This window comes from Gordonia sp. NPDC003422 (genome assembly GCF_053588675.1).
Window position 1 is genome coordinate 13,426 of sequence record NZ_JBSFQL010000017.1, and the last position, 14,396, is coordinate 27,821.

The 14,396-nt window shown below is 65.1% G+C and carries 15 protein-coding genes; 10 read left to right on the plus strand and 5 right to left on the minus strand.

Translation table 11 applies throughout. The features are described 5' to 3' along the window. Positions 1 to 6 precede the first annotated feature (6 nt). Positions 7 to 1,431 (minus strand): benzoate 1,2-dioxygenase large subunit, encoded by a 1,425-nt coding sequence (benA, locus tag ACWDTF_RS15250; protein WP_355276633.1) that lies wholly within the window; start codon positions 1,429 to 1,431, stop codon positions 7 to 9. A 231-nt stretch (positions 1,432 to 1,662) separates the two neighbouring features. Here benA and ACWDTF_RS15255 point away from each other — a divergent pair, with 231 nt between their 5' ends. The 4 genes from ACWDTF_RS15255 to catA are packed head-to-tail and all read left to right on the plus strand — an operon-like array spanning position 1,663 to position 4,890. Beyond that, positions 1,663 to 2,562 (plus strand): LysR substrate-binding domain-containing protein, encoded by a 900-nt coding sequence (locus ACWDTF_RS15255; protein WP_433256479.1) that lies wholly within the window; start codon positions 1,663 to 1,665, stop codon positions 2,560 to 2,562. Next, a complete protein-coding gene (locus ACWDTF_RS15260; protein ID WP_240861504.1) occupies positions 2,559 to 3,671 on the plus strand; it encodes a mandelate racemase/muconate lactonizing enzyme family protein in 1,113 nt (370 codons plus the stop codon). The genes ACWDTF_RS15255 and ACWDTF_RS15260 overlap by 4 nt, the downstream gene beginning before the upstream one ends. A gap of 4 nt (positions 3,672 to 3,675) precedes the next feature. Beyond that, positions 3,676 to 3,960: a muconolactone Delta-isomerase gene (gene catC, locus ACWDTF_RS15265; protein ID WP_240861503.1), complete on the plus strand. Its 285-nt coding sequence runs from the start codon at positions 3,676 to 3,678 to the stop codon at positions 3,958 to 3,960. Positions 3,961 to 4,017: 57 nt separating this feature from the next. Beyond that, positions 4,018 to 4,890: a catechol 1,2-dioxygenase gene (gene catA, locus ACWDTF_RS15270; RefSeq protein WP_240861502.1), complete on the plus strand. Its 873-nt coding sequence runs from the start codon at positions 4,018 to 4,020 to the stop codon at positions 4,888 to 4,890. A gap of 303 nt (positions 4,891 to 5,193) precedes the next feature. Here the strand turns inward: catA and ACWDTF_RS15275 are convergent, their stop codons facing one another. Beyond that, the gene (locus tag ACWDTF_RS15275) at positions 5,194 to 6,780 is read right to left on the minus strand and encodes an AAA family ATPase (RefSeq protein WP_240861500.1); all 1,587 of its coding nucleotides are present in this window, start codon (positions 6,778 to 6,780) and stop codon (positions 5,194 to 5,196) included. 50 nt (positions 6,781 to 6,830) lie between these two features. Further along, positions 6,831 to 7,976: a metallophosphoesterase gene (locus ACWDTF_RS15280; RefSeq protein ID WP_355276649.1), complete on the minus strand. Its 1,146-nt coding sequence runs from the start codon at positions 7,974 to 7,976 to the stop codon at positions 6,831 to 6,833. A 34-nt stretch (positions 7,977 to 8,010) separates the two neighbouring features. On the opposite strand from ACWDTF_RS15280, the gene ACWDTF_RS15285 reads away from it, so the two are divergent. Beyond that, positions 8,011 to 8,844, plus strand: a complete 834-nt coding sequence (locus tag ACWDTF_RS15285) for a sulfurtransferase (RefSeq protein ID WP_449754607.1) — start codon at positions 8,011 to 8,013, stop codon at positions 8,842 to 8,844. A gap of 18 nt (positions 8,845 to 8,862) precedes the next feature. Here the strand turns inward: ACWDTF_RS15285 and ACWDTF_RS15290 are convergent, their stop codons facing one another. Next, positions 8,863 to 9,576 carry a DsbA family oxidoreductase gene (locus tag ACWDTF_RS15290; RefSeq protein WP_449754608.1) on the minus strand — a complete coding sequence of 238 codons (714 nt, stop codon included), beginning with the start codon at positions 9,574 to 9,576 and terminating at the stop codon, positions 8,863 to 8,865. A 107-nt stretch (positions 9,577 to 9,683) separates the two neighbouring features. On the opposite strand from ACWDTF_RS15290, the gene ACWDTF_RS15295 reads away from it, so the two are divergent. After that, positions 9,684 to 11,204, plus strand: coding sequence for an acyl-CoA synthetase (locus tag ACWDTF_RS15295; RefSeq protein ID WP_449754609.1), 1,521 nt, complete (start codon positions 9,684 to 9,686; stop codon positions 11,202 to 11,204). Here ACWDTF_RS15295 and ACWDTF_RS15300 read toward each other — a convergent pair. Further along, positions 11,201 to 11,650: a MarR family winged helix-turn-helix transcriptional regulator gene (locus ACWDTF_RS15300; protein WP_240861493.1), complete on the minus strand. Its 450-nt coding sequence runs from the start codon at positions 11,648 to 11,650 to the stop codon at positions 11,201 to 11,203. The genes ACWDTF_RS15295 and ACWDTF_RS15300 overlap by 4 nt on opposite strands. 104 nt (positions 11,651 to 11,754) lie before the next feature. On the opposite strand from ACWDTF_RS15300, the gene ACWDTF_RS15305 reads away from it, so the two are divergent. From ACWDTF_RS15305 to ACWDTF_RS15320, 4 genes are all read left to right on the plus strand, one after another. Next, positions 11,755 to 12,669 carry an SDR family NAD(P)-dependent oxidoreductase gene (locus ACWDTF_RS15305; RefSeq protein ID WP_240861489.1) on the plus strand — a complete coding sequence of 305 codons (915 nt, stop codon included), beginning with the start codon at positions 11,755 to 11,757 and terminating at the stop codon, positions 12,667 to 12,669. Next, on the plus strand, positions 12,669 to 13,562 hold the full coding sequence (gene couO, locus ACWDTF_RS15310) for a 4-hydroxyphenyl-beta-ketoacyl-CoA hydrolase (protein WP_449754610.1): 894 nt from the start codon (positions 12,669 to 12,671) through the stop codon (positions 13,560 to 13,562). Before ACWDTF_RS15305 ends, couO begins: the two co-directional genes overlap by 1 nt. 11 nt (positions 13,563 to 13,573) lie before the next feature. Then, positions 13,574 to 14,053: a MaoC family dehydratase gene (locus tag ACWDTF_RS15315; RefSeq protein WP_240861484.1), complete on the plus strand. Its 480-nt coding sequence runs from the start codon at positions 13,574 to 13,576 to the stop codon at positions 14,051 to 14,053. A 75-nt stretch (positions 14,054 to 14,128) separates the two neighbouring features. After that, positions 14,129 to 14,380: an FAD-binding protein gene (locus tag ACWDTF_RS15320; RefSeq protein WP_240861481.1), complete on the plus strand. Its 252-nt coding sequence runs from the start codon at positions 14,129 to 14,131 to the stop codon at positions 14,378 to 14,380. The last annotated feature ends 16 nt before the right edge of the window (positions 14,381 to 14,396 follow it).

Below are 14,396 nucleotides of genomic sequence, written 5' to 3' on the forward strand. Positions count from 1 at the left end.
CGGAGGTCAGTTCCCTTCTGCGCCACACTGATCGGTTGCCGCTTCTTCGGCTTCCAGGGCGGCCTGCATGGTGGTGAGCCAGTAGCCGTGCTGGATCGGGTACAGGCCCTCGTCCTCGTTCTTGACGCCGGACGAGATGACACCGGACATGTCCAGGGATTCGGCGACCTTGTCGGGACCGGTCAGCCAGTGCTCGGCGCCGCGGCTCATGTCGTTCCAGGGTGCGGCCTGCGCACGGAAGGTCAGCTGGCAGGACCGGAACTCTTCGAGATCGTCGGGGGTGGCCATACCGGAGGCGTTGAAGAAGTCCTCGTACTGCCGGATGCGATGTGCACGAGCCGCATCGCTCTCACCCTTGGGTGCGATGCAGTAGATGGTGACCTCGGTCTTGTCCGGCGCGATCGGCCGGAAATGCCGGATCTGCGTGGAGAACTGGTCCATCAGATACACGTTGGGGTAGAGGCAGAGGTTGCGTGACCCCTTGACCATGAACTCGCCCTTGGCATCCCCGAACTTCTCCTTGAGAAGATCCATCTTGTCCCACAGCGGGCGGTCTTCGGGGTTGGCGGCCATCGTCCACAGGCACAGGTGGCCGTTGGGATAGGACCAGTAGCCACCACCGGACTTGCCCCAGCTGCCGGCGTCGAGCGCCTTGGTGTCGTTCTTGGATTCACCGGTGTTGCGCCGCGACGTGGTGGCGGCGTAGTTCCAGTGCGTCGCGGTGACGTGGTAGCCGTCGGCGCCGTTCTCCGCCTGCACCTTCCAGTTGCCGTCGTAGGTGTAGGTCGACGATCCGCGTAGCACCTCGAGCCCGTCGGGGGACTGGTCGACGAGCATGTCGATGATCTTGGTGGTGTCGCCCAGATGCTCACTGAGTTCTACGACGTCGGGGTTGATGCTGCCGAACAGGAAGCCCCGATAGCTGTCGAAGCGGGGCACCTTGGTCATGTTGTGTGACCCGTTGACGTTGAACGTCTCCGGGTATCCGGCGTCGTCGGGATCCTTGACCTTCAGCAGGGTGCCGTCGTTGCGGAACGTCCAACCATGGAACGGGCAGGTGAGCGTGGTGCGGTTGTCGGTCTTGCGACGGCAGATCATGGCGCCGCGGTGTGCACACGCGTTGATCAGGCAGTGCAGCTCGCCGTCCTTGCCGCGGGTGATCACCACGGGCTGACGGCCGATGTAGGTGGTGAAGTAGTCGCCGGGTTCGGCGACCTGGCTCTCATGCGCGAGGTAGAGCCAGTTGCCCTCGAAGATGTGCTTCATCTCCAGTTCGAAGATCTCGTCGTCGGTGAAGATCCGGCGGTTGGCGCGGTACACGCCGGCGTCGCGGTCGTCGATCACCGCATCCGACAGAACAGACGAGACGTGGCCGAGATGGGCCGGCAGGGGGGTGTGGGCCTGCGTCGGGCGGGGCAAGGAAGTGGTCATGTGCAGAGTCCTCCTATGGGCTGTCTCTTGCACACTGACACTTTGTGCTGCCGATCACACTAGGTAAATACCTAGTCCCGGACACGAGTCCTATTGATCGTCACAATCGATCAATAACGCGAAAACAAGTCCTTGTGCGTTATGTATCGCGGTCTTACCGTGAAAGCACGTGTCGCGCGTCACACTAGGTGGTGCGACGGCAGCCACAGCCCCCATCGGAAGCCGGATCACATGGAACTGCGTCATCTCCGCTACTTCGCAGCGGTGGCCGAGACCTGCCATTTCGGGCAGGCGGCTGCGCAACTCCACGTCGCGCAGCCGGCGTTGTCGTATGCGATTCGCCAGCTCGAGGCCGAACTGGATGTCGCGCTGTTCACCCGCACCACGCGTCGCGTGACCCCGACAGCCGCCGGCGAGTTCCTCTACGGCGAGGTTCAGCGCATCCTCGCCGGTGTCGACGACGCGGTGCGCGGCGTCCGACGAATCGCTGCGGGTCGCAGTGGTCTGGTCCGGCTCGGTCTGACCGGTACCGCAGCCTTCTCGCATCTGCCGCGCATCGTGCGCGCGGTGAACCGTGAACTTCCCGACGTGGGTGTCGCCATCCAGGCCGACATGCTGACCCCGGCACAGTGCGACGCGCTTCGCAGCGGTGCCATCAACCTGGGGCTGCTCCGGCCGCCGTCGGTGGGCGACGACATCGAGGTGCGCACCCTGGAGGCCGAACGTCTGGTCCTCGCGATCTCCGCCGACCACCGGCTCGCCGTCGAACCGGTTGTGTCGCTTTCGGATCTGCGCAACGAGTCGTTCGTCATGTACGGCAGTCGCGATTCCGCGGTCAACGAAGCGGTGCTGCGCAGTTGTCGCGCCGCCGATTTCGTGCCGCGCCGCGACCACGAGGCCCCGGGTACGGCGGTCCTGCTCGCGTTGGTCGCCGCCGGCCTGGGTGTCGCCGTGGTCCCGGCGTCGGTACGCGCGCTCCCCATCGACGGCATCGTCATCCGCGACCTCGCGGACGCCGGGACCATCGAGCTCGCCCTTGCCCGCCGCGCCTCCGAAGACAATCCCGTCGTTGACGCGGTCATCGAGATCATCGAGGCCGAATTCGTCTCAGTATCAGGAGATCTGCTGTGAAGATCACGAGAATCGAGGCGATACCGTTCGCCATCCCGTATCGCAAACCGTTGAAATTCGCCTCGGGCGAAGTACGCACGGCAAGTCACGTGCTGGTGCGTGTGCACACCGACGACGGCATCGTCGGAGTCGCCGAGGCACCGCCCCGCCCGTTCACCTACGGCGAGACGCAGCGGGGGATCATCGCGGTCATCGAGGACGTTTTCGCTCCGCAGCTGGTGGGTCTGACCCTCCTCGAGCGCGAGGAGGCACATGAACGGCTGGCGCGCACCATCGGCAATCCGACCGCCAAAGCGGCCATCGACATGGCGATGTGGGATGCGCTGGGGCACACCCTGAATCTGTCGGTGACCGACCTGCTGGGCGGGTTCACCGATCGGTTGAAGGTCAGCCACATGCTCGGCTTCGACGAGCCGTCGGTGATGGTGGCCGAGGCGCAACGTATGCGAGACACCTACGGCATCAGCACATTCAAGGTGAAGGTCGGCCGCAAGCCGGTGACGCTGGACACCGCGGTGGTGCGGGCGCTGCGCGCGCACTTCGGCAACACCGTCGAACTGTATGTCGACGGCAATCGCGGCTGGACCGCCGCCGAGTCGGCACGTGCGATGCGCGAGATGGCCGATCTCGACCTGCTGTTCGCTGAGGAACTCTGCCCGGCCGACGACGTGGTCGGCCGTCGCTGGCTGGTCGAGAAGACCGACGTCCCGTTCATCGCCGACGAGTCGGCTCCGACCCCCGCCGATGTCACGCGCGAGATCCTGGGTGGTTCGGCCACCGCGATCAACATCAAGACCGCTCGCACCGGGTTCACCACGTCGCGGCGCGTCCACCATCTCGCCGAGGGACTCGGGATCGAGGTGGTGATGGGCAATCAGATCGACGGTCAGATCGGCTCTGCCTGCACCCTGGCGTTCGGGTCCGCTTTCGCATCGACATCTCGTTACGCCGCAGAGCTTTCCAACTTCCTGGATATGAGCGACGATCTCCTGGCCGAGCCACTGCAGATACGCGACGGCCATCTGCACCGCCTGCCGGGCAACGGAATCGGTATCGCGATCGATCCGGACAAACTGGCCCACTACCGCATCGACGAAGGCAGGAGCTGAGGACATGCTGTTTCACGTACGGATGGACGTCAACATTCCTCACGACCTCGACGCCGAGGTCCGCGCGGACACCGTCGCACGGGAAAAGGCGTACTCGCAGGAACTCCAGCGGGCCGGCAAATGGCCGCACATCTGGCGGATCGTCGGCGAGTACTCGAACTTCTCCATCTTCGATGTGGAGGACAACAACGAATTGCACCAAATCCTCTCCGGATTACCACTTTTCGCCTACATGACAATCCGGGTGACCCCCCTGGCCACCCACCCATCGGATATCGCTGCGGGCTGAGCAGGCCCTCACCCGCAGTGTCAGCCCCCTGGCCTAGAAGATAAAGGAGTACCCATCATGAGCACCAGCTTCGATTCCGAGGTGACCGCCAAGGCCGCCGAGTCGGGAGCCAATGCATCGGCCCAGTTCGCCGAGCGCATGGCCGCGGCCGGCGCGCGCCCCGGTGTCGTCGACACCCAGCGCGTCAACTACCTTGCGTCCAAGGTGATCAAGGGCATCAACGACATCGTCCTCGAGGACAAGGTCAGCTACGAGGAGTACAACGCACTCAAGGCGTGGCTGATCAAGGTCGGCACCGACGGCGAGTGGCCGCTGTTCCTCGACGTGTGGATCGAGCACTCGGTCGAAGAAGTGGCCAACGAGCATCGCGAGGGCAGCAAGGGCACCATCGAGGGGCCGTACTACATCGGTGGCTCACCCGAATTGGACTGGAACGGCACCATTCCGATGCGCGACGACGAGCCCGGTGACCCGCTGGTGTTCTCCGGTCAGGTGCGTGCTGTCGACGGCACACCGCTCGCCGGCGCGAAGATCGAGCTGTGGCACGCCGACGACCTCGGCTTCTACTCGCAGTTCGCCCCGGGCCTGCCCGAGTGGAACCTGCGCGGAACCTGGATTGCCAACGAGGACGGCAACTTCGAGATCCACACCCTGCGTCCGGCGCCCTACATGATCCCCACCGACGGTGCCTGCGGCCAGCTCATCGAGGCCGCCGGCTGGCACGCCTGGCGTCCGGCCCACCTGCACTTCAAGGTGAGTGCGCCGGGCCACCAGCTGATCACCTCGCAGCTCTACTTCCCGGGCGATCCGCACAACGACGACGACATCGCGTCGGCCGTGAAGCCGGAACTCATGCTGGACGTGAGAGACAACCCGAACGGTGAAGGCTTTGTCACCGTCTACGATTTCGTCCTCGACCCCGAGGCCTGAGGATTCTGCTGGTCAAGTAGCCCTGAGCGCACGTTCTGCTGGTTGAGTAGCCCTGAGCGCACGTTCTGCTGGTTGAGTAGCCCGGAGCGCTAGCGTAGGGCGTATCGAAACCCGGTGAGATGACGATGTCCGTAACGACTTTGGTTGCTGACATCGTTGACTCGCCGGGTTTCGATACGCGTCGGGCGGTTCCTGAGTAGCGAGCTTGCGAGCGTATCGAAGGGCGCAAGCTCGCACGTCGCTACTCAACCAGCAGATGGCTGGGCGCAGGCTTGTTAGTCGCTACTTGGCCAGCAAGATCGTTCAGCGCTGCGACGGCGGAAGGTAGTGCAGCCCACGGAAGGCGGCACTGCTGGCGAACACCGACGCGTCGAGTTCGGTACCGCGGTGGCGCGCCATTCGGAGTGACAAGCGCAGTAGCATCTTGATGTCGCGCGGGGTGATGCCGGGGAAGCCGCCGACCAGGTCGTCGAGGAGGTCTTCGTCGAGGACCACGTCGTTGCCCGCGGCAAGGATCTGCCACACCTGTCGGGCGTCCTTGGGGCCGGGCGGCTGGTACTCGATGACCGCAGCGCACCGCGCGAGGATGGCCTCGTCCACTCCGTCGATGCGGTTGGTGGTGAGGAACAGCAGGCCGTCGAAATACTCGAGGGTGCGCAGGAATTCGGCGACGATGGCGTTCTGGCCGAGGTCGAGTCCGCGTTCCATCACGAACACGTCGGCCTCGTCGAGGAGCAGAACCGCATCCCAGCGCTTTGCGCGATCGAAGATGACTTCGAGGTTCTTGCGCACCAATTCGGCTGTGATTCCCAGTGATCCGGAGTGAATCGAGTACAGGGGGCGGCCGGTGACCTCCGCGTACACCTCGGCGGTGAGCGTCTTGCCCACGCCGGGGCGGCCTTTGGCGAGGATGACGTTGCCCGCGGACTTGCCGTCGATGATGTCGCCGGTGAACACCGAGATGTCGGTGGTGAGGATGTTGAGGAGTTCGCGCTGCTCGTCGGGCAGGACGAGTTTGTCCTGGAGGTGGGCATCGTAGTCGTACGGCGTGAGGTCGCCGGTGTTGACGTCCAGAAAGTCTTGTGCGCCAAGGTCGAACACTCGCACCGCGGTGATCACCGGTACGGGACCGTACTCGTTGCCGTCGGTGCCGTCGAACAGGGTCGAGGGAGCGACCATGCGTAGGGCCGCGATCTCCCCGGGCGCGACGTCGTGGACGACTTTTCGGTTGTCCCGCTTGTTCGGCGAGCGGTAGTCGTCGGCACGGATGATGCAGCCGGTGAATCGGTATTGCTGGCCGAAGCCGTCGTCGATGATCTTCTGATAGACGTCGCGGCGAGACTGATACTCGGCCTTGAGTTCTGGGGTCTCCTTGTAGGCGCCGGCGGCAAGCAGGATGTCTCCCGGCGTCTTGCCGACGATCTCGGTTTCCTCGAAGTACAGCACCCGTGGTTTGCGCGACGGGCGTTTCACGGTGGCGTTGTCGGCCTCCATGGTGAACTTGATCCGCGGGCCGTGTGTGCGGTCGCCGTGTTCGGCGGTGATGTCCATGATGAGGTACGGGTGCAGATAGCCGTCGGACTCGCGGACGTACAGCCATCCGTCGATCAGGTCGTGCAGCAGAAAGCTGCGGAAGATCTCGCCCGCGGCGTCGATGTGAGGCACCACCGGGAAGTGCCCGGCGCGTGCCGAGACGATCGCGGTCACGGCACGCGCGAACGAGTCGTCGTGTGGCTCGGACGTCGCGATCAGATCGGCGAGTGCCGCGTCGGTGAGATCGCTGTCCGCGATGCCGATTTCGGGTGAACGCCACGATTGCGCCTGCCGTCGGACCGCAGCGAGATCGTCCGACGAGGTGGCGGCGACCAGTGCGGTGGGAGCGACGAGCACTCTTCCAGGCTATCGACCTGTGTTTGCGGATACCAGGACTGAATTCGGTCTCATCCAGACATGGTCTTTATCAATGTGATCTCGGGCGGGGCCGCGACCCGAACCGGTGGTCCCCACGCCCCCGCGCCGCGCGTCGTGTACAGCACGGTGTTTCCGACTCGGTCGAGTCCCTGCAACGAAGGTTGTTGGAGGGTGACGAGATAGCGGATCGGCCACATCTGTCCGCCGTGGGTGTGACCCGAGATCTGGAGATCCACACCGAGATCCGATGCCTCGATGGCCTGGCGCGGTTGATGGGCGAGCAGCAGCACAAAGCGGTTCGGGTCTCGTCCGGCCAGTGCTGCGGGCAGGTCGGGTTCGTACGGATCGGGTGCCGTGTAGTCCTGGATTCCGGCGAGATCGATCGCGGCCCCGCCCCTTTCGATGGTCACCCGCTGATTTCGGAGCGTGTGGATGCCGAGGCGGTCCCACACGTCGAGCCACCGACCTCCGTCGTCGGCGTAGAACTCGTGGTTGCCGCTGATGCCGAAGACCCCGAGCGGCGCGGACAGGTCGGCGAGTGGCTTGAGATCGTCGGCAACGTAGTGGATGGTTCCGTCGAGCAGGTCCCCGGCGATCACGATGAGATCGGGGCGTTGGGCGTTGACCTGATCGACGACGCGTTGCGTGAACGCTGCACCCCGGGACGGGCCGACATGGAGATCGGAGATGACGGCGATGCGCATGCCGTCGAACTGTGATGGCAGCCGCGGCAGCGTGATGTCTACGTCGACCACGCGCGGGCGAGCCGCTTCGACAAGCCCGTACGCCACCGTGCCCAGAGACACGACGACCACAAGCGCGGTCGCGATGCGCATCGCCGTCAGTCGGCGCCGGTCGAAACTCTCGTTCGGTTCGGCTCTGCCCAACCGTCGGACAATACGCACCGCGAACGAGACGAGGCCGATGACCGACAACCCGAGGAAGAGGTAGAAGATCACCGCGAGCCACGTCATCCCCACGAATGCGGGGGCACGGACCCAGCGCGGATCGAGCAGTGACCCGGAGGCCGCCCCGACCACCGCGAGCACCCACAGCAGCAGGAGTGCGACGTCGGTGACCGACGACCACGGCGCGGGCATGCGCGTTGCGCGCACCAGGCGCCGGTGCAGCCAGAACGTGATCAGCGCGAGCACCACTGCCGAGAATGCCGCCATCACCCCGTCGACGATATATGTCTAGTCTTCACCCATGGCAGACCTGCTGGTGAACGCACCCGACCTGGCCGAGACGATGCTGTCGCCGACCCCACCGGTGGTGCTCGACGTGCGGTGGCAGCTCGGTGACAGCAATGGCCACGACCACTACCTCGACGGCCACATTCCCGGTGCGATCTATGTTGACCTCGACACCGAACTCGCTGCCCCGCCGAGCGGCCCGGTGGGGGGTCGGCACCCACTGCCGAATATCGATGACCTGCAAGCCGCGGCACGACGATGGGGAATCGACGACGGCGTTCCGGTGGTGGTCTACGACGACAACGGGAACCTTGCCGCCGCGCGCGCCTGGTGGCTGCTGCGTTGGGCGGGCATCGCCGACGTGCGCATGCTCGACGGTGGTCTGGGTGCGTGGCAAACGGCGGGGCTGCAGACGTCGCGTGGTGATGGCGGGACTCCGCGAGCCGGAAACGTGACCCTGCAGGCAGGTGCGCTGCCGACGGTCACCATCGATGAGGTGGCGAGCTCCGCAGGCATCCTGCTCGACGTCCGTGCCGGCGAACGTTACCGCGGTGAGGTCGAACCGGTCGATCCGCGCGCGGGCCACATTCCCGGTGCGCTCAACGCGCCGACCGTCGCCAACCTGGACTTCGACGGCCGATTCCGGGAGGCAGGTGATCTCCGAAAAATGTTCGCCGAGTTGGGGATCGACGCGGCCCCCGACGTCGTGGTGTATTGCGGCTCCGGCGTCAACGCCGCACACGCGATCGCGGCGTTGGAGATCGCCGGCTACCCGGCGCGACTCTTCCCGGGGTCGTTCTCGCAGTGGTCGTCGGACCCGGACCGGCCGGTCGAGACGGGTGCCTGACGCTGCCGACTCCGTGGGTCAGCTCTGCGGCACCGCGCATCCGTCGGGCCCGCATTCGGCGTCGGCCGACGCCCCGACGACGACGGGACGATCGGCGGCAGCCATGGTCAGCGCACGCTCGAAGACCTCGGTGGGCTGGGCACCCGAGACGGCGTATTTGCCGTCGATGACGAAGAACGGAACTCCGGTGACGCCCAGTGCCGCGGCCTCTTGTTCGTCCTGCCGGACGTCGTCGGCGTAGGCCTCGGGATCATTCAGGACCGCGCACACCTGCAGTTCGTCCAACCCGGCTCCGACGGCAACTGCGACGAGTCGCGCCCGATCACCGAACAGGGGTTCTGTCTCGACGAAGTTGGCGGCGTACAGCGCGTCGAGCAGGTCTTCCTGCTTGCCGACGGCGAGTGCGTGATGCAGAAGCCGATGCATGTCGAAGCTGCTGCCGAAATCCCGACCGCTCGTCTGATAGGGCAGGCCGAGTTCGGCGGCCTGTGCACCGACGCGTGCCTCGTTGGCCCGCACCTGGTCGAGGCTGATCCCGTACTTGGTCGCGAGGTGATCTTCGACGGAGCCGGAGGTTCCGGGATCCAGCGTCGGGTCGAGTTCGAAGGACCGATGCACCACAGCCACGTCGTCGCGCCCGGGGAACTCCGACAGGGCGTCGAGGAAACGCTTCTTACCGAGATAGCAGAAGGGGCAGTTGATGTCAGTCCAGATGTCGACGGTCACGCTCATGCGAGGTGCAACCGGGTGAAACCTCGAATTGTTCCGAGGGGTAGTCGTTGACAATCTCAATGATTGCAAAGTACAGTGATTGCACCCACATCGGCGGAGGAGTCACCGTGAAGAATCAAGGCGTCGGAACCTGGCCCCATCGCGCGTCACGGCACGCTCCGGAGGCGACCGCGATCGTCTTTCGTGACGTCGAAACCAGCTACCGGGACCTCGACGATCGGGTGACGCGGTTGGCCCATGCGCTGGCCGGGATCGGCGTCGGCCGCGGTGATCGGGTGGCGCTGCTGAGTGCGAACCATCCGTCGTACCTGGAGGGTCTGTTCGCCGCCGGCCTGCTCGGCGCGATTCTGGTGCCGCTCAATGCGCGGCTCACGGGGGCGGAGGTGGCCTATGCGCTGAGTGACTCGGGTGCGCGCGTCCTCATCCATTCCGCCGGCCTGGCCGAGGTCGCCACGAGGGCCGCGAGCGAAGTGGGCACCGAGCATCGTGTGGTGGTGGACGGTCGGCCCGACGGAGATGCGCTTGCCTACGAGGACATCATCGCGGCGGCGAGCTCTGAACGCATCGACATCCCGGTCACGCACGACGATCCGTGCTTCATCATGTACACCTCCGGAACCACCGGAAGCCCCAAGGGCGTGGTCCTCACGCATGGTGGCGTGACCTTCGCGGTGATGAACCCGATCGTCGACCTCGACCTGTGCAGCGATGAGGTGTCGCTGGTGGCCGCGCCGCTATTCCACACCGCCGCACTCAATTACGTCTCGCTGTCCACGATCCTCAAGGGCGCAACGGTGATCATCGAAGAGGGTTTCGACGCCGCGCGAGTGCTGCGCGTGATCGAGGATCGTCGCGTGACCTATTCGTTCGGCGTGCCCACCATGCTCGACGCGATGAGTGCGCATCCGTCGTGGCAGCAGACCGATCTGACGTCGATCCGACGCTGGATCGTCGCCGCCGCACCGGTGCCGCCGCGCACCTTGCACACTTTCGCCGAGCGTGGGGTGGCGCTGTGCCAGGCCTACGGTCTCACCGAGACCGGTCCCGGCGCCCTGGTGCTCAAACCAGCGCACGTGGCGCAGAAACTCGGGACGGCCGGGATGCCGCACTTCTTCACCGATGTCCGGGTGGTGAACTCCTACGGTGAGGAGGCCAAGCCGGGCGAGCGCGGCGAGATCCTGATCCAGGGGCCGAATGTGATGCGGGAGTATTGGAATCGACCAGACGCCACCGACGCGTCGTTCACCGAGGTTGATTGGTTCCGGTCCGGGGATGTCGGGGTGCGCGACGACGACGGCTACGTCCAGATCGTCGACCGGCTCAAGGACATGATCATCTCCGGCGGGGAGAACATCTATCCGGCGGAGATCGAGGCGGTGATCCTCTCGTACCCCGGCGTCGAGGGCTGCGGCGTCTTCGGCATCCCGGACGACAAGTGGGGTGAGGTCGGCTGTGCTGCAGTCACTCTCGAGGAGGGAGCGGCACTCACCGTCGAGGAGTTGCAGACCTACCTCGCGGATCGCCTGGCGCGCTACAAGATCCCGAAGTCGCTGATCTTGGTAGACGAGATCCCCCGCAACGCAACGGGAAAGATCCGCAAGGACCGTCTGCGCGCCATGTACGCCTAGTCGTCGGGCGTTGCGCGTTCGGGGAAGGTGAACCGATAGAGTGCCGCCCGCAACGCCTCGCGCACCGCGGGGTCGATGTGTGAGAGTTCGTCGGCGGCCACCTTGGCGCTGGACTTCCTTGCGCGAGTGCATAGCTCACGTCCCGCTGGGGTTGCGGTGATGAGTCTGTTGCGGCGGTCGTCGGGGTCGGCTTTGCGAACCACCAGTTCACGGTTCTCGAGTTCGTCCACGAGCGCGACGATCTGGCTGGGATCGAGACCGACGTCGGAGGCGAGGCGTCGCTGGGTGATGCCGTCCGGTTCGTCGCAGACCGCGGCGAGTGCACTGTAGGCGCGAACCTTGAGCCCGAGGGGGGCGAGTTCCCGATTGGTTGCCTTGACCAGTTGGGCTCCCGCGCGCGAGATGAGGAACCCGATGTCCTCCTCGAGGATGCGTCGCTTGGCCATCGGCCCTCCTTCCGGCCGAAGAATAGCAGATCGTTAATCATTGACAATAACAATGATTGAGATGTACAACTGATGCCAGGTTCGATCACAAAGGAAGTGAAGCCATGGATCTCAACGGCAAAGTCGCCATCGTCACCGGAAGCGGACAGGGTCTCGGCCTCGCGTACGCCACCGAGCTGGCCGCACGCGGGGCCGCGGTCGTCGTCAACGACGTCCACGACGAAACGGCGGCGAATGCGGTTGCCCAGATCGAGGCGGCCGGTGGCCGGGCGGTGGCCGTGGTTGCACCGGTCGGCAGCACCGAGACCGCTCAGGCCCTGGTGGCCAAGGCCGTTGATGCATTCGGGCGCCTCGACGTCATCGTCACCAACGCCGGCATCCTGCGCGACAAGGTGCTGTGGAAGATGGCCGACGACGACTTCGACGCGGTCCACAACGTACACGTCCGCGGCACCTTCACTTGTGTTCGCGAGGCCGTTCTTCAGTTCCGTGAGCAGGGCGAAGGCGGTCGGATCATCTGTATCGGGTCGCCTGCGGGTCAGCGCGGCAATTTCGGCCAGACCAACTACTCGGGCGCCAAGGCGGCGATCGTGGGGATGGTCCGGACCTGGGCGATGGAGTTGCGCAAGGCAGGGATCACCGCCAATGCGGTCTGCCCCGTCGCAGCGACCGCGATGACCGAGACCATCCCGTTTCTCGCGCCCTACATCGAGGGCATGCGCAAGGGCGAGCCACTGCCCGAGATCATCCGTCGTGATGTCGGGATGGGTACGCCCGACGATGTCGCCGGAGTCATCGCCTTCCTCGCCTCCGACGCGTCCGCCGACGTGACCGGGCAGGCCATCTCCGTCGGCGGTGACCGGCTCGCGCTGTGGTCGCATCCGCAACTGACAGCCACGGCGTACCGCGACGGCGGGTTCGACGCCGACGCGGTGGCGGCCCAGTGGCCGCTGACCTTCGCCGGCGAGCTCGAATCCGTGGGCGAGGAATTCCCAGCCCAGCTGACGGGAGCCAAGTGATGAGTGCGCGATACGAATTCGGCATCGACTTCGACGCGATCGAGGCGATCGACTTCCACACTCACGTCGAGATCGACGGATGTGGGCACCGGTCGATGGACGACGAACTGATGGCCGCGTCGGAGAAGTACTTTCGCTCGGGTGAGGAGCGCACCCCGACAATCGAGTCCATCGCCGACCACTACCGCGAACGCAACATGGCCGCAGTCGTTTTCACCGTCGACGCCGCGTCGGCCTCGGGGCACACGCCCAACAACGTCGAGGAGATCGCCGAGCGCGCAGCCGAATTCAACGATGTGCTGATCCCGTTCGGGTCGGTGGAGCCGTGGCAGGGCAAGGCGGCGGTCCGCCGAGTGCATCGCCTCGTCGAGGAGTTCGGGGTGAAGGGCTTCAAGTTCCATCCCAGCATGCAGGGCTTCGAGCCGAACGATCGTCGTTTCTATCCGATCTACGCGGCGATCGAAGAGGCCGGCGTGCCCGCGTTGTTCCACACCGGTCAGACCGGCATCGGCGCGGGGCTACCGGGCGGGCACGGCATCAAGCTGCGGTACTCCGATCCGATGCTGCTCGACGACGTCGCCGCGGACTTTCCGTTCCTGACGATCGTGATGGCGCATCCCGCGGTGCCGTGGGTGGACGCGCAGATCTCGATCGCGACCCACAAGGCCAACGCCTATCTCGATCTCTCCGGGTGGTCGCCCAAGTACTTCCCGCCCCAGCTGGTCAAGGCCGCCAACACGATGCTGCGTGAGAAAGTGCTGTTCGGCTCCGACTTCCCGGTCATCCAGGTCGACCGCTGGCGCAAGGACTTCGCCGCCCTCGACATCAAACCGGAAGTGGCGCCGCTGATCTTCCGCGAGAATGCGTTGCGAGTCCTGGGAATCACGAAATGACGGAGGTAAACATGACGAGCACCGAGGCGAGTTCGACTCAGGTGGCGGGCACGGCCGATCTGGAACCGCTGCTCGGAACCCAGCTCGGGATCAGCTCGTGGCTGACGGTGAGTCAGGAGCGGATCAACACCTTCGCCGACGCCACCGGTGACCACCAGTGGATTCACATCGATCCCGAGCGCGCCGCCAAGGAAAGCCCCTTCGGCGGTCCGATCGCGCACGGGTACCTGACGCTGTCGTTGATCGTGCCGATGTTCGGCGAGGTGCTCACCGTCGAGAACCTGAAGATGGGCGTCAACTACGGGCTCAACAAGGTGCGTTTCACCAACCCGGTGCCGGCCGGCGGCAAGATTCGGCTGGTGGCGACCCTGAAGTCGCTCGAGAAGCTACCCAAGGGTGGCGTCCAAGTGGTGGTCGATGGCGTGATCGAGTTGGAGGGGAACGAGCGTCCCGCGGCCGTCGTCGAAGCGGTGTATCGATACTTCGACTGACGCTTCTGCTGTGATGTCGACGATGATCGTCGGCGTCGACGAGCGGTAAACACGACGCTGGACCAGAATGGAACGGTGTTCCAGATCTACGGGCCGATTGCGTCCGCCGCTGACGTCGCAGGTCATGTCGCCGTCCGCGACGAGGCGGGCGCGGCGATTCCCGGTCTGTTCGCCGTCGGCGAGGTGATCGGCGCCGGCGCGACGTGCGGCAACAGTTTCTGCTCCGGCATGCTCGTCACTCCTGCACTGACCTTCGGCCGGTTGCTCGGGGAGCGTTTGGGGGTCGAGTCGGTACAGGAGGGCGGGCGCGCTGGTCCGAACGGGTGAAATCGCTGCCGACATC

Coding starts and splice junctions, on each gene's coding strand:
- ACWDTF_RS15315 (WP_240861484.1), top strand. CDS start 13,574: ATGACGAGCACCGAGGCGAGTTCGACTCAGGTGGCGGGCACGGCCGAT.
- ACWDTF_RS15285 (WP_449754607.1), top strand. CDS start 8,011: ATGGCAGACCTGCTGGTGAACGCACCCGACCTGGCCGAGACGATGCTG.
- ACWDTF_RS15305 (WP_240861489.1), top strand. CDS start 11,755: ATGGATCTCAACGGCAAAGTCGCCATCGTCACCGGAAGCGGACAGGGT.
- catA (WP_240861502.1), top strand. CDS start 4,018: ATGAGCACCAGCTTCGATTCCGAGGTGACCGCCAAGGCCGCCGAGTCG.
- benA (WP_355276633.1), bottom strand. CDS start 1,431: ATGACCACTTCCTTGCCCCGCCCGACGCAGGCCCACACCCCCCTGCCG.
- ACWDTF_RS15300 (WP_240861493.1), bottom strand. CDS start 11,650: ATGGCCAAGCGACGCATCCTCGAGGAGGACATCGGGTTCCTCATCTCG.
- ACWDTF_RS15290 (WP_449754608.1), bottom strand. CDS start 9,576: ATGAGCGTGACCGTCGACATCTGGACTGACATCAACTGCCCCTTCTGC.
- couO (WP_449754610.1), top strand. CDS start 12,669: ATGAGTGCGCGATACGAATTCGGCATCGACTTCGACGCGATCGAGGCG.
- ACWDTF_RS15280 (WP_355276649.1), bottom strand. CDS start 7,976: ATGGCGGCATTCTCGGCAGTGGTGCTCGCGCTGATCACGTTCTGGCTG.
- ACWDTF_RS15255 (WP_433256479.1), top strand. CDS start 1,663: ATGGAACTGCGTCATCTCCGCTACTTCGCAGCGGTGGCCGAGACCTGC.
- catC (WP_240861503.1), top strand. CDS start 3,676: ATGCTGTTTCACGTACGGATGGACGTCAACATTCCTCACGACCTCGAC.